At 35.1% G+C, this 14,497-nt stretch carries 12 protein-coding genes; 6 read left to right on the forward strand and 6 right to left on the reverse strand.

What is annotated here, in order from left to right:
* Window positions 1-191: 191 nt before the first annotated feature.
* The 5 genes from LUA90_RS09040 to LUA90_RS09060 form a co-directional block, all read right to left on the reverse strand.
* Window positions 192-2,612, reverse strand: coding sequence for a TonB-dependent receptor (locus LUA90_RS09040; RefSeq protein WP_231490733.1), 2,421 nt, complete (start codon window positions 2,610-2,612; stop codon window positions 192-194).
* 79 nt (window positions 2,613-2,691) lie between these two features.
* A complete protein-coding gene (gene rpe, locus LUA90_RS09045; protein ID WP_231490734.1) occupies window positions 2,692-3,363 on the reverse strand; it encodes a ribulose-phosphate 3-epimerase in 672 nt (223 codons plus the stop codon).
* 255 nt (window positions 3,364-3,618) lie between these two features.
* Window positions 3,619-5,754, reverse strand: coding sequence for a polyribonucleotide nucleotidyltransferase (gene pnp, locus LUA90_RS09050; RefSeq protein WP_231459480.1), 2,136 nt, complete (start codon window positions 5,752-5,754; stop codon window positions 3,619-3,621).
* 177 nt (window positions 5,755-5,931) lie between these two features.
* Entirely contained in the window at window positions 5,932-6,216 is a 285-nt protein-coding gene (rpsO, locus tag LUA90_RS09055) for a 30S ribosomal protein S15 (RefSeq protein ID WP_025146265.1), read from the reverse strand.
* A gap of 320 nt (window positions 6,217-6,536) precedes the next feature.
* Complete coding sequence (locus tag LUA90_RS09060) at window positions 6,537-7,361, reverse strand: carboxypeptidase-like regulatory domain-containing protein (RefSeq protein ID WP_231490735.1); 825 nt, start codon at window positions 7,359-7,361, stop codon at window positions 6,537-6,539.
* Between the two features lie 350 nt (window positions 7,362-7,711).
* Here LUA90_RS09060 and LUA90_RS09065 point away from each other — a divergent pair, with 350 nt between their 5' ends.
* From LUA90_RS09065 to LUA90_RS09090, 6 genes are all read left to right on the forward strand, one after another.
* Window positions 7,712-8,131, forward strand: coding sequence for a thioesterase family protein (locus LUA90_RS09065; protein WP_231490736.1), 420 nt, complete (start codon window positions 7,712-7,714; stop codon window positions 8,129-8,131).
* Between the two features lie 405 nt (window positions 8,132-8,536).
* Entirely contained in the window at window positions 8,537-9,961 is a 1,425-nt protein-coding gene (locus LUA90_RS09070; protein ID WP_231490737.1) for an MATE family efflux transporter, read from the forward strand.
* Between the two features lie 461 nt (window positions 9,962-10,422).
* Entirely contained in the window at window positions 10,423-12,210 is a 1,788-nt protein-coding gene (gene lepA, locus LUA90_RS09075; RefSeq protein ID WP_231490738.1) for a translation elongation factor 4, read from the forward strand.
* Window positions 12,211-12,295: 85 nt separating this feature from the next.
* Window positions 12,296-13,177 (forward strand): bifunctional 5,10-methylenetetrahydrofolate dehydrogenase/5,10-methenyltetrahydrofolate cyclohydrolase, encoded by an 882-nt coding sequence (locus tag LUA90_RS09080; RefSeq protein ID WP_231490739.1) that lies wholly within the window; start codon window positions 12,296-12,298, stop codon window positions 13,175-13,177.
* Window positions 13,178-13,324: 147 nt separating this feature from the next.
* Window positions 13,325-13,585, forward strand: coding sequence for a DUF6364 family protein (locus tag LUA90_RS09085; RefSeq protein WP_231459475.1), 261 nt, complete (start codon window positions 13,325-13,327; stop codon window positions 13,583-13,585).
* 3 nt (window positions 13,586-13,588) lie between these two features.
* The gene (locus tag LUA90_RS09090; protein WP_231490740.1) at window positions 13,589-14,008 is read left to right on the forward strand and encodes a PIN domain-containing protein; all 420 of its coding nucleotides are present in this window, start codon (window positions 13,589-13,591) and stop codon (window positions 14,006-14,008) included.
* Between the two features lie 104 nt (window positions 14,009-14,112).
* On the opposite strand, the gene LUA90_RS09095 is transcribed toward LUA90_RS09090, so the two are convergent.
* A complete protein-coding gene (locus LUA90_RS09095; RefSeq protein WP_231490741.1) occupies window positions 14,113-14,448 on the reverse strand; it encodes a Rieske 2Fe-2S domain-containing protein in 336 nt (111 codons plus the stop codon).
* Window positions 14,449-14,497 lie beyond the last annotated feature (49 nt).

Consider the following 14,497-nt stretch of genomic DNA (forward strand, 5'->3'; position numbering starts at 1 on the left):
GCAATCAAGCAGCACTTAGGTTAACACAGTCCCGCCATTTACTTCAATCTTTTTGTTATCGCAATTATAAACTTGTCCATTTATTGCAACAAAAAGTATTTACGTTCCTGTCTGGTTTAGAGAATTTGGTTTTGATAATTCTTTGGGAGGTTTTCTGTTCTCAACGCCTAATCTTCCGTTTTTTACGAAGGTTAATTCTTCAATTTCACAATCAGTTTCAAATTAAATTGTCTGCCCGTTAAATAATTTGGAATAGCATATTGCACATTATCAATATCTTTAAGCCATAAATACGAAACCGTGTTATTAATATTGAGCATATTAAAAACCTCAAAAAATAAGATAACAGAATTAAAATTTTTATCTAAAAACTTAGGTTTGTGTAAAGCGGCATCATCCAGAAAATCTTTCGAAAAGCCAATGTCAATTCGTTTGTACGATGGTATGTAAAACTTATCTAAATATCTTGGCGTTTGCGATGGGCCAATTGGTAACCTTGAACCATACAAAGCATTTAAGTGAACCTTGTAAGTTGGACTATTCAACAATCTATCTTGAAAAAAAACAGAGAAATTAAGTCTTTGGTCTGTAGGTCGTTTTAAATAACCCGGATAAATCCTTTCGCCATTTTGCATATAGCTGTCGCCAGTAATATCTTCATTAGCATGCATAACCGACATGCGAAAGTAAGAAACCAAGTCTTTTACAAATTCACCACCTATACTAAAATCAGCACCATAAGCATAACCTTTAGAGCTTTCATTAGCTAAATACTTAATTCGGAGATTATCAATTTTATAAGGAATCAACCTATCTGAATATTTAAAATAAGCTTCGGAGGTAAATTTTAATCTTGTACCGAAAGCATCAAAAGCATAATCATAACCTATAGAAGTGTTATAAGAGCTTTGGGCTTTTTGATGGATATTCAGGTTTCCGGTAAAGTCTCGTATGGTTCTGTAAGATGGCGGCTGCTTGTAAACCCCGGCTGTAAATCTTAATATTTTATTATTTGAACTAGGCCTGTATGCTATTAAAACCCTTGGGCTAATTAATAATTGCTTGCTTAAAGAGCTGTATGTTGCACGTGCACCCAGCTGAAGCTCTGCATTACTTGATAATGAATAACTATCCTGAATATAAGCACTATAATTTTTTATATCAATATTATTTTCTACATTGATTACGTTTTGCAACAGAATATTTTTTGAATCATTGGGTAAAATATAACCAGCCGAGTCTGTATAATTATATTCATTTAATTTATCATCATATCTGGAATTATCAAACTTTAATCCCCAAGAGAAAACATGATTATTAAAATTTTGGTCGACTTTAATTTCCGAAGCAAAAATTTGTGTATTTAAACTATTCCTCCCGTAATTGTAATAATTGCCAATACCCTTATTTTTAGTAACGGGCCCAAAAGTTCCTAAGGGAAAATTGCTATCAATTTCGTCAAAAGTGTAACTGCCATTAATATCGAACCGTTCTCTCTCAATCGTATTGAAATAACTATTTATAAATTTGATGATTTGGTTATGTTTTGGCGAATAGGTTGCGGTAACCGCCGTACCAAAGGTTTGATAATCGTCAATTTCCTTTCCAGTATAATCAACATTAAGGCGCAAAGTTGTATTTAACGTTCCAAATTGCGTTTCTCGATTTGTGGGCTCTAATTTAAACTGGCCAACATTTAAATTACCTAAAATGCTTATGTTAAATTTCGGCGAAAAATCATATTGATACAAGAACTGTGCATCAGCAAAATTTGGTTTATAACTTCCCTTCTCATCCTGCTTAATTAATACATTTGAGTTATTTTTATACCTCAAACCTGCTAAAAAGAAGCTCCGTTTGTAAATCCGCTTTGCGGTTAAAGATGTATTTAACAAACTAGTGCTTAAAATCGTTTCGTTGCTATCGGGTTTATCATATCTTATATCTAAAACCGACGAAAGTTTATCGCCATATTTTGCCTCAAAGCCACCCGCTGAAAACTTCGCCTTACTAACTAATTCAGAATTTATAAAGCTTAAACCCTCTTGCTGCCCATTACGAATTAATACTGGTCTGTTGATTTCAACATCGTTGATGTAAATCAGATTTTCATCAAAATTTCCACCTCTAACGCTATATTGAGCGCTTAACTCATTGTTGGTAGAAACACCTGGCAGGGTTTTAAGCATGGTTTCAAAATTTCCAGAAACCATCGGCATAGAAGCAATATCAGCAATATTTATTGTAGTTGTATTACTGAGCTGATTTTGCTTATCGGTGATGTAAACCTGCTCTAACTCATTAACATTTGCCACCAAACTTACCATTTGCATTATTCTGGCACCAGAGCGTTCGTTAAACTTTAAAGTTTGAGGCTGATATCCTAATAAAGAATATTTTATACTGAAACTTTTAGTTTTAGAATATATGGTATACATACCAAACTCATCTGTTACAGTAGATTGACCCTGCCCCAAAACTATTACTGTGACTTGTGGTAGAGGCAATTTATCACCACTATAAACTATTCCCGATACCCTAACTAATGGCTGCGCAACCGCTAAACTGCAGCCAGCAATTAGAAAAAAAAGGATTAGCCGAAATTTGAGCATTTTTTAATATCAAGATAAGAGCATCAGGTATCAAGTTTAAGATAAGGCAAAGTAAAGGCTTATTTTCTCAATTAAACAATTAGATACTCACACTACTAGTTGTTAATTGTTTCATTTTTGAAATGGTTTCAGTAGGACTTTCCGTTGCGAAAATTGCATTGCCGGCAACAAAAGCGTTAGCACCAGCAGATACCAATGCACCAATGTTTTGTAAACCAACACCGCCATCAACTTCAATAACCAAATTTTCATTTACGCCTTTAATCAATTGCTTTAAATCCTTAATTTTTTTGTAAGTATTATGGATAAAAGCCTGTCCGCCGAAACCCGGATTAACAGACATAATTAAAACTAAATCTAAATCTTCGATAACATCTTGCAGCAAACTGACTGGCGTGTGTGGATTTAAGGCAACACCCGCCATGCATCCAGATGCTTTTATTAACTGGATTGTTCTATGTAAATGGGTGCATGCTTCATAATGTACTGTAATCATATCTGCACCAGCTTTTGCAAATTCTGGAATAAACTTATCTGGCTCTACAATCATTAAATGTACATCCAAAGGCTTTTCAGCATGTTTTTTTACAGCTGCCATCACCGGGAAACCAAATGAAATATTTGGAACAAACACACCATCCATCACATCAACATGAAACCAATCAGCATCACTTTGATTGATCATTTCTATATCGTGTTGTAAATTACCAAAATCGGCAGAAAGTATGGATGGCGCAATAATATGTTTCATTTTGTATTTATATTTTTCGTCATAGCGAGGCACGAAGCAATCTTAAAACGAGAGTAATTTAGGAGACTGCTTCGTGCCTTGAAATTACGAATTAGTTATATAATTTCACTAATAAGGCAAGTTACAAAACAAGTCTGAAAGTTTTAAATCAGAAAGAACTAAGTTCGCTTTAAATAAAACAAAAAACCCTTTCAGTAAACTGAAAGGGTTTGTATTATTTATCCTTCGACAAGCTCAGGATGACAATCTACCTTATTACGCTTTTGGCGCAGCTGGTTTTTCTGGTCTAGGCAATAAAACTTTGCGAGAAAGTTTCATTTTACCTTGTTTATCAATGTCTAATAATTTAACCTCGATTTTATCACCTTCTTTCAATACACCATCCATAGTTTCTAAACGCTCCCATGAAATTTCAGAAATGTGCAATAAACCATCTTTTCCTGGCATAACCTCAACAAATGCACCAAATGGCATAATTGATTTTACTTTACCTTGGTAAACCTCACCAATTTCTGGTTTAGCTACTATGTTACGGATACGAGTAACCGCTGCATCAATTGCAGCTTTATTATCAGCGAAAATTTCTACGATACCTTTACCATCAACTTCTTCGATAGAGATTGAAGCTCCAGTTTCGCGTTGCATTTCCTGAATAATTTTACCTCCAGGACCGATAATTGCACCTATAAACTCTTTCTCAATAGTGATAGAAACAATACGTGGAGCATGTGGCTTCATGTCTTCGTTAGGCTGAGCAATCGTTTTCTTCATCTCATTTAAGATGTGCAAACGGCCTTCTTTAGCCTGTAATAAAGCTTTAGTTAACACCTCGTATGATAAACCATTGATTTTTAAGTCCATTTGGCAAGCAACGATACCGTTTTCAGTACCAGTAACTTTAAAATCCATATCACCTAAGTGATCTTCGTCACCTAAAATATCCGAAAGGATTGCATATTTACCAGTTTTCTCATCAGTAATTAAACCCATTGCAATACCAGAAACTGGCGCTTTGATTTTAATACCTGCATCCATAAGTGCTAAAGTACCAGCACAAACAGTTGCCATTGATGAAGAACCGTTTGATTCTAAAATATCAGAAACCACACGGATTGTATATGGATTAGCTTCGCCTTCAGGTAAAACTTTTTTCAATGAACGTTGTGCTAAAGCACCGTGACCAATTTCACGACGACCAGCGCCTCTGTTTGGTCTAACCTCTCCTGTTGAAAAACCTGGGAAATTATAGTGCAACAAGAATTTTTGATAACCATTAAAGAAAGCGCCATCAATCATTTGCTCATCATCTTTGCTACCTAAAGTAACTGATGTTAAAGATTGAGTTTCGCCACGTGTAAATACCGCCGAACCGTGTGCTGCTGGTAAATAACCAACTTCACTCCAAATAGGGCGAATTTCTGTAGTTTTACGGCCATCTAAACGAATGCCTTCATCTAACAATAAATTTCTAATCGCATCGTACTGAACATCATGGTAATAATGTTTAGCCATTGCTTTAGTTAAATCTGCTGTATCTTCTGGCATTGCCTCAAAAAACTCATTAATAATTGCAGTAAAACCAACTTTACGCTCATCTTTATTCGAACCAGATTTCGCAACTGCGTAAACTTTATCGTAAGTATCAGCATAAACCTTCGCTTTTAAATCAGCATCGTGGTCTTCATGGCTATATTCGCGTTTTACTGTTTTACCAGTAGCTTCAGTTAATTCAACCTGAATAGCACATTGAACTTTAATTGCAGCGTGTGCAAATTTTAAAGCCTCAACCATTTCATCTTCTTGAATTTCATCGCACTCGCCTTCAACCATACCAATATCGTTAGCCGAACCAGCAACCATAAATTCTAAAGTTGCACGCTCTAAATCGCTAGCGTATGGATTGATTACCAATTTACCATCAATTTTAGCAACTCGTACTTCAGAAATTGGACCATTAAAAGGAATATCAGAAACCGATAATGCAGCCGAAGCAGCTAAACCTGCCAAACAATCTGGCATAATATTTTTATCAGCAGAAATTAATGAAATCATCACCTGTGTATCAGAGTGATAATCACTTGGGAACATTGGGCGTAAAGCTCTATCAACCAAACGAGAAATTAAAACCTCGTAATCAGATAATCTTGCCTCGCGACGTAAAAACCCACCTGGAATACGACCAGTAGCCGCATATTTTTCTTGATAATCAACCGATAATGGTAAGAAATCAGTTCCTGGTTTAGCACCAACAGTAGATACAACCGTTGCTAACAACATCGTATCGCCCATTTTAACTACAACCGAACCATCAGCTTGTTTAGCCAATTTACCAGTTTCAATTTCTACAATTCTGCCATCGCCCAAATCGAACGATTTTTTTATTACATTCATTTAAATAGAATTATGGTGTGTTTTCCTCTTTCTACACACCGTTGTTTATATATGTATTTGTTTTTGCAAACGAAGATAAGACATAATCGCTTATCTATAAGTAAATCTTGCTAAAATATTTAACAGGAAACGTAAAAAGCCATTCCCGAAAGAATGGCTTTTGCTGATAAAATTCGCTTATTTTTGTTTAATGATATCACGAAGCGATAAAGCTTTAATGATAGCACGGTAGCGCTCAATATCTTTTTTGTATAAGTAAGCCAAAATACCGCGGCGTTTACCTACTAATTTTTGAAGTGATAACTGTGTAGAGAAATCTTTACGATTTTTCTTTAAGTGTTCTGTTAAGTGCGCAATACGGTATGTAAATAACGCTACCTGACCTTCTGCTGAACCAGTATTGGTTTCAACTTCGCCGTGTTGTTTAAAGATTTCGGCTTTCTTTTCTGGACTTAAATACATTCTTGAATAATATTAAAGTGTAAAAATTAATTAAATGTGGCGCAAAGATAAGGTATTTTTGGTTATAAGCAAGTGTAATTTGCAGATAGCTTTTTTAAGCTAATCGCTTGATTATTTGGAAAGCAAGGTTCTGTTTTCCATCGGTTGCTACACTCCCGCCCTCGCTGCAATCTTTTTGCTTACCGTATTTCCTTTGTCGTCTTTGCGAGGAGGAACGACGAAGCAATCTCATTTGGAAAATATTGCAAAAAGTATTTCCGCTAAGTCGGGTTTATACACTTAAGATTGTGAAATAAACATAATTTCCCTTACTGTAATCTTTACATTTCAGCAGTAATATAGATACTGCAACCACCAAGAACATTTTTCCTCCAAATACCTTGACTGCTGCTTCTTAAAAAACTATCTGATGCACCTAATTTTGCACCGAATACAATTGTGTTCTGGGTACCAGGCAAGTATTCAAAAGCAACTACGAAATCTTCATCAATATAAATAGCCTGGTCTTTTAAATCTATGCTAAACCAACCTTTATTAATCTTAGCATTTCTAATTATGCTCTTCTCAATCAATCTTTTCCCGGGTAAGCCATTTTCTAAAGAATAGAAATTTAAGCGAATATTAACATCCTTCAAAGATTCTGAAATAACATATATATTTGCATTAAGTAATTTCGCAGGCTTTTTTAGGTGTATTAATCTAGCCTGCTCAATTATATCAGTTTTCTGATAACTTTTGGTTGGGATAGATAACATCGGTGTTCTGCCAGTTATACCCAGCTTATATTGCTTTAATTTATTATTGGTTACTTTTATTTCAGTAAGTGAAATAATCTTTTCGTCAAGAACAACAATTAGATTATTTTTATCTTTAAGTGAACTAATTAAATAGCTCTTATCTTTAAATCCAATACTTGAAAAAGTAAGAGAATCATTTGCTAGTGAATCTGGAATTGAAATATTGAATCTTCCATCATCCTTACTTACTGTACCAATCTTACCTCTTTTTATCCCAATATTGGCATACGGAATTGCCTCACTCTGTTTACTCTCGACTTTTCCAGATATTATGAATTGACCAAAGGAAGAAGAAGTAATTAAAACAAAAGCACTGGTTACTAAAATAATTGAGAGGTTTTTCTTCATCTTACTAAGAAATGCATTAAAGTATTCACAAACAAAACTTTAACAACATTTAACAGCTAAAATATTTTATAGTAATTAAATATTTGGTTTACGAATCACAATCCCTTTTTCCTAAGGAACTTTTAGTGGTTACCCTCCATTCATCAAAGCAGCTAAATTATTAAGTTTAATTAGTTTAAAAAACCTATCTTCTATCGAAATGGAAAGTAATTTAACTTCTCGATTTACTTCGATTTCATCTCAATTAACATCCGAATGATACATTTTCAATCGACCCATAATTTAAAATTACAAAAAACTTAAAATACATCTAATATTAAAAACCATACTTTTGCACAAAACATTTACCCTTGGAAAAGAATCAATTTAGCATTTTCGAAAGCGAATTACGTGTACGCCCTGATGATATAGATATGTTCAACCATGTGCACAACAGCAAATACCTTGATTATGTATTAGCTGCCCGTTACGAGCAAATGGAGAAATTCTATGGAATGCCTTGGGAACATTTTACTAAATTAGGTTTAGGCTGGGTAGTAAGTCGGGTAGAAATTAATTTCAAACGCCCACTTTTAATGAACGATTTAATGCTGATTAGAACAGGCATTTTAACTATGAATGATAAAGGCTGTGCCGTTCAGTTCGAAATCATTAATAAAAAAACAGGTAAAATCGCCTCTGATGGTATTTTCGACTATGTGTTAATTGATTTAAATACAAACCGCGGAACGAAGGTTACAGAAGAAATGATTAAAGCATATAGTATTTAGTCATGTTTAATTAAACCGTCATTTCGAGCGAAGCCGAGAAATCTTTGAAGCTGATTAAATCAATATTCAAAGATTTCTCTCCCGAATGTTCGGGACTGCGCTCCAGTCGAAATGACGATTCGTTATTAGATTATCCCAAACTTAGGTTCGTATCTCCACGAATCGAAGCAAATAAACTCATCTTTGAAAAAATATAATTTCCGTGAGTTCCATGTTTCCGTGGCAAAAAAATAATTAGAAATTAAAATTTTATTTATCTTTACCACATCAAAAGGAAAAAAACCATGATAGTATCTGCAATCCGTTTGAGGTTTTAAAAAACCAAGGATTCCCTCCCATTTTTACAGATTATAAACGCTTTTTAGCGTATTTTGGTTTATTCATTACATTTCATAATATCAATATATGTCACAGTCAACTAAGGCGCAGGGCAAACTATCTTCTTTTTTCGAGCTACTCGTACAATCGTTAAAAGGTAATGAAGTTGATTTAACTTCAATCAGCATTAAAAGAGCAATTATTCTTTTGGCTATTCCAATGATGTTGGAAATGGCTATGGAATCAGTTTTTGCTTTAGTTGATTTATATTTTGTTGGTCATTTAGAAAACAGCAGCCTTGCTATACAAACTGTAGGGCTAACAGAATCAGTTTTAACGATTATCTATTCATTGGCAATAGGTTTAAGTATGGCCGCAACAGCCGTAGTTGCCAGAAGAATTGGCGAAAAAAATCCGGAAGCTGCATCAAAAGCAGGTATGCAAACCATTGTAATTGCAGTTGCCGTAAATATTCTAATAAGTATTGCAGGTGTAATTTATGCTAAAGATATTTTACTATTAATGGGTGCTTCTGCAGAAACTGCAAACCATGGTGTAAATTTTGTCCGCATAATGATGGGCGGAAGTATAATTATCGTTTTACTTTTCTTAATTAATGGAATTTTTAGAGGCGCCGGGAATGCAGCCATCGCTATGAGAAGTTTATGGATTGCTAATATTGCAAACATCATTCTCTGCCCTATTTTTATTAATGGTTTCGGACCAATACCGGCATTTGGATTAACCGGTGCGGCGATTGCAACAACGATTGGACGAGGCTTAGGTGTATCGTATCAGGTTTACAATTTATTCAACGGTAAAAATGCATTAAAAATTCGAATCAGTCATTTCCTGCCAGATTTTGAGCAAATTAAAGCTATCGTAAAAATTGCTGCACCTGCTATTTTTCAATTTGTTATAGCAAGTTGCAGTTGGGTTTTTCTTGCAGAATTAGTCGCCACAACCGGTGGTGACGAAGGTTCTGCCGGTTATCAAACGGCACTTCGGTTAATGATGTTCTTCTTGCTACCTGCTTGGGGTTTAAGTAATGCAGCAGCAACGTTGGTTGGTCAAAACTTAGGTGCAGGTCACATTGATAGAGCAGAACAATCAGTTTTTCAAACGTTAAAATACATTATTATTTTTATGGCTGTGGTTAGTGTGGTATTTTTAACCTGCGGCCATTTATTTGCATCTTTCTTTACTTCTGATGTTAAAGTGATAGAGATTGCAAGCAGAGCCTTAAAAATTTTAAGCATTGGCTTTGTTATTTATGGTTCGGCGATGGTTTTTAGCAGTGCGTTTAATGGTGCTGGCGATACCTGGACACCAACAAAAATTAATGTTTTTGCCTTTTGGCTTTTTCAAATTCCATTAGCTTATTTTTTAGCGAAATATTTAGAAATGGGCCCGACAGGAGTTTTTATTGCTATACCGAGTGCAGAAGCCGGAATTGCCATTGCTGCCTTTATCTTGTTTAAAAAAGGTAAATGGAAGAAAACGATGGTTTAACTTTTTTAGTTTGCCACGGAGACACGGATTTACATGGAATTATTTTTTTTAATAACCACAGATAAACGGGATAAACACAGATGGATTGAAAATAATAGAAAAACCAAAATTCAGTGATTTCTGTGTTTCCGTGGCAAAAATAATTTAGGCATCTAGAAAGAAAACATTTAGAAGAACTTCTGTCTTGTTGCTAAGTACCTCATTATAGTGGAATCCTTTTTGGTAATATACAGAAATAGATTGCCGCGTCGTTCCTCCTCGCCGCCAGCCGCAGGTTGGCAATGACGGAATTTTGAGTATAACACAATGATAAAAAGATTTTAATGCCCGCCTGCGGGACGGGCAGGAAAAGCAGGACTGCAGCAACCAAAAAATTGTTGCTTTTGCTTTTCAGAAATTTAAAAATCCGGCCATCTTTTCGACCTTAAATTTTCCATTAAAAAGCATATCTTTGCGCAAAGATGAAGCATATACGTAATTTTTGCATTATTGCACATATTGACCATGGTAAGAGTACTTTGGCCGATAGGTTATTAGAATATACCGCGACAATTTCGCAGCGTGAGGCGCAGGCGCAATTGCTCGATAATATGGATTTGGAGCGTGAAAGAGGCATTACTATTAAAAGTCATGCCATACAAATGAACTACAAAGTTGGTGATATTGAATATAATTTTAACTTAATTGATACACCCGGACACGTAGATTTTTCTTATGAAGTTTCGCGATCTATAGCGGCTTGCGAAGGTGCTTTACTTATTGTAGACGCATCGCAAGGCATACAGGCACAAACGATTTCGAACTTATATTTAGCGCTTGAGCACGACCTTGAAATTATACCGATTTTAAATAAAATGGATTTGCCTGGGGCGATGCCTGAGGAAGTGAAAGACCAGATTATTGATTTAATTGGCTGTAAACGTGATGATATTATTCCTGCATCGGGTAAAACGGGAATGGGTATTCCTGATATTATTCAGGCTATTGTAGACCGCGTACCTGCTCCTGTTGGTGAGCCTGAAGCGCCTTTACAAGCTTTAATTTTCGATTCAGTTTTTAATTCTTTCAGAGGTATTATTGCTTACTATAAAGTTGTAAACGGAGAGATTAAAAAAGGTGATAAAGTTAAGTTCATCAATACTGGTAAAGAATATTTAGCTGATGAAGTTGGCATTTTAAAACTTGATATGTCGCCACGTAATGTGGTTAAAACCGGCGATGTAGGCTACATTATTTCGGGCATTAAAGAAGCTAGAGAGGTTAAAGTTGGTGATACCATTACTACAACCGCAAGACCAGCAGAAGGAGCTATTCAAGGTTTTGAAGAAGTAAAACCAATGGTTTTCGCAGGTATTTATCCTGTTGATACTGATGAGTTTGAAGAACTTCGCGAAGCGATGCACAAACTGCAATTAAATGATGCCTCTATCGTTTTCGAACCTGAAAGTTCTGCTGCATTAGGCTTTGGTTTCCGTTGCGGATTTCTTGGAATGTTGCACATGGAGATTATTCAGGAACGTTTGGAGCGTGAATTCGACATGACGGTAATCACTACTGTTCCTAACGTTTCATACATTGCTCATACAACTAAAGGCGATGAAATTTTCGTTAATAACCCATCAGATTTACCAGATCCAAGTAAGTTAGATTCTGTTGAAGAACCATATATCAAAGCAAACATTATTACAAAAGCCGATTTTGTCGGTCCTGTTATGTCGCTTTGTATTCAGAAGAGAGGTACAATCGTTAATCAATCTTATTTAACATCAGATAGAGTTGAGTTGGTTTTTGAAATGCCAATGGGCGAAATTGTATTTGATTTTTATGATAAACTGAAAACAATTTCAAAAGGTTATGCGTCTTTTGATTATCATCAGATTGGCTACAGAAAATCAGATTTGGTTCGTTTAGATATGCTGATAAATGATGAGCCAGTTGATGCTTTATCATCATTAATTCACCGCAGTAATGCTTACGATTTCGGAAAGAAAATTTGCGAAAAACTGAGAGAGTTAATCCCTCGACAGCAATTCGAAATTAAGATACAGGCATCAATCGGTGCAAAAGTTATTGCCCGCGAAACGCTTAGTGCTTTACGTAAAGATGTTACGGCTAAATGTTATGGTGGCGATATTTCTCGTAAACGTAAGTTATTAGAGAAACAGAAAAAAGGTAAAAAACGTATGCGCCAGGTTGGAAACGTAGAAATTCCACAATCTGCGTTTATGGCAGTTTTGAAATTGGATTAAACTAGTATTGCGTATTGCGATAAGCGTATTGCGATTTGCAATATGCCTTTTGTCTCAATACACAATACGCTATACTCAATACTAAATGAAATTACTAGACGGAAAATACGTATCAGAAAAAGTTAAAGTGCAAATTGCTGAAGAGGCTGCTGATTTTTTGAGTAAGACCGGCAGAAAACCCCATTTAGTTGCCATTTTGGTTGGTAATGATGGCGGTAGCGAAACTTATGTTGCCAGCAAGATGAAAAACTGTGAAAAGGTAGGTTTTAAATCTTCGCTTTACAGATATGATAACTCAGTTACTGAAGTAGAATTACTAGCTAAAATTGAAGAAATTAATCAAGATGCTGACGTTGACGGTTTAATTGTTCAATTACCTTTACCAAAACATATCGACCCTGAAAAAGTTACCGAAAAAATTGATTACCGTAAAGATGTTGATGGTTTCCATCCGGTAAATTTGGGTAGAATGATGCGAAATTTACCATGCTTTATTCCTGCTACGCCTTATGGCATTTTATTAATGTTGCAAGAATACAATATCGATACTACTGGAAAGCATTGCGTTGTAGTTGGCAGAAGTAATATTGTTGGTAGTCCGATGAGTATTTTAATGGCTCGTAACGCAAACCCGGGTAATTGTACGGTTACCCTTACGCACTCGCGTACGAAGGATTTAAAAGAGCAAGTTTTACAGGCAGATATTATTATTGCAGCAATAGGCAAAAAGAATTTTGTTACTGCTGATATGGTAAAACCTGGAGCGATAATTATTGATGTTGGTATTAACCGCGAAAATTCTACTGATACAAAATCTGGCTTTAAACTTTACGGCGATGTCGATTTTGAAAATGTTGCGCCTAAATCATCATACATTACACCAGTGCCGGGTGGTGTTGGTTTAATGACAATTGTAGGTTTATTGAAGAATACATTAGCATCGGCTAGAAAAGAAATCTATAATTAGCTAAAAGATATAAAGGTTTAGGGTTTAGGGTAAAACCTATTGTTATAAAAATCACAAAAGCAATTCAAATAATTGAATTGCTTTTTTTACGTGTAAATTTTTTTTATTATACGTAAAATTATTATATTTGAGTTTAAATGAACTGTTATGGATTCGAAACTAACTCTAAGCTTTAACCAGGACGTAGTTACAAAAGCTAAGAAATATGCTGCTGATAACAATATTAGCCTATCTCGTTTAATTGAGCATTTATTAGTTCAAGTAACATCAAGTGATTACAAATCTCTTGAAGATTACCCCATTTCTGAATGGGTAAGTATGGTTGCCGAGGGCGAAGTAGAATACAAAAAAACCGTGAAAGCTGGTCGGAAGGCTTCAAAAGATGAATTCTTTTCTTCTAAAAAATAATAAATGAAAATATTTTTAGATGCAAATGTTCTGGTTTCTGTACTCAATAAAGAGTATCCACTTTTTACTTACTCTTCCAGGATTTTGAGCTTAGCATCGCACCCAAAATTTGATGTTTATACGTCGCCACTTTGCTTAGCAATCGCTTTTTATTTTGCCGAAAAGAAACATAAATCTCAATTGGCTAAGCAGAAAATAGATTTGCTTTGTCAACATATTAAAATTGCACCAAATTCGGCAATGGGTGTTTTTGATACTCTGGTAAATAAATCAATTCACGATTTTGAAGATGGTTTAGAATATTATGCTGCCGATTCTGCTGGTTGCAAATGTATCATAACAGAAGATATTGAAGACTTTTATTTCGCTGATATTGAAGTATTGAATTGCCAGGAGTTTTTTCAAAGACACTTAATGAATTGATAATCCGTCTATTGAATCTGACGGCAAAGAATGCGAACAACTGATTGAATAAGTTTTCAGTCCCGCATAATTTTCATACCGATGACTTTAGTAAACGGGTAATATTAGTTCCACAACTTGCTCCACCAGCTTTCTTCAAAACCTACGTATAAACCATCTTCTCTTAAATCTGTAGGATATATATTAATGTAATCGCCTTGACCTTCAGCACCTCTTCCGGTTTCTAAGTGATAAGCATAGCGATGAATCGGGCAGATTAAATGTCCGTTTTTACACCATCCACCAGAAAAATGACCTCCCGCGTGTGGACATGATGATTGAGTTGCAATAATTTTATTTTCATTGTTGATGATACAAAGTTGTTTACCATTTACCTCAACCGTCTTTATATCTCCACTAACCGGAATTTGATTCTTTTGCAAGGCTTTTATCCACTTCATTAAGCTAAATTATTACTAAAATATCAGTGTTCTTTCATCTTTACATTAA

Source organism: Pedobacter sp. Leaf170 (genome assembly GCF_920984665.1).
Classification (GTDB): domain Bacteria; phylum Bacteroidota; class Bacteroidia; order Sphingobacteriales; family Sphingobacteriaceae; genus Pedobacter.

Excerpts from the sequence above, each read along its gene's own strand:
- LUA90_RS09040 (WP_231490733.1), bottom strand. The coding sequence starts at position 2,612 with ATGCTCAAATTTCGGCTAATCCTTTTTTTTCTAATTGCTGGCTGCAGT.
- rpe (WP_231490734.1), bottom strand. The coding sequence starts at position 3,363 with ATGAAACATATTATTGCGCCATCCATACTTTCTGCCGATTTTGGTAAT.
- pnp (WP_231459480.1), bottom strand. The coding sequence starts at position 5,754 with ATGAATGTAATAAAAAAATCGTTCGATTTGGGCGATGGCAGAATTGTA.
- rpsO (WP_025146265.1), bottom strand. The coding sequence starts at position 6,216 with ATGTATTTAAGTCCAGAAAAGAAAGCCGAAATCTTTAAACAACACGGC.
- LUA90_RS09060 (WP_231490735.1), bottom strand. The coding sequence starts at position 7,361 with ATGAAGAAAAACCTCTCAATTATTTTAGTAACCAGTGCTTTTGTTTTA.
- LUA90_RS09070 (WP_231490737.1), top strand. The coding sequence starts at position 8,537 with ATGTCACAGTCAACTAAGGCGCAGGGCAAACTATCTTCTTTTTTCGAG.
- lepA (WP_231490738.1), top strand. The coding sequence starts at position 10,423 with ATGAAGCATATACGTAATTTTTGCATTATTGCACATATTGACCATGGT.
- LUA90_RS09080 (WP_231490739.1), top strand. The coding sequence starts at position 12,296 with ATGAAATTACTAGACGGAAAATACGTATCAGAAAAAGTTAAAGTGCAA.
- LUA90_RS09085 (WP_231459475.1), top strand. The coding sequence starts at position 13,325 with ATGGATTCGAAACTAACTCTAAGCTTTAACCAGGACGTAGTTACAAAA.
- LUA90_RS09090 (WP_231490740.1), top strand. The coding sequence starts at position 13,589 with ATGAAAATATTTTTAGATGCAAATGTTCTGGTTTCTGTACTCAATAAA.
- LUA90_RS09095 (WP_231490741.1), bottom strand. The coding sequence starts at position 14,448 with ATGAAGTGGATAAAAGCCTTGCAAAAGAATCAAATTCCGGTTAGTGGA.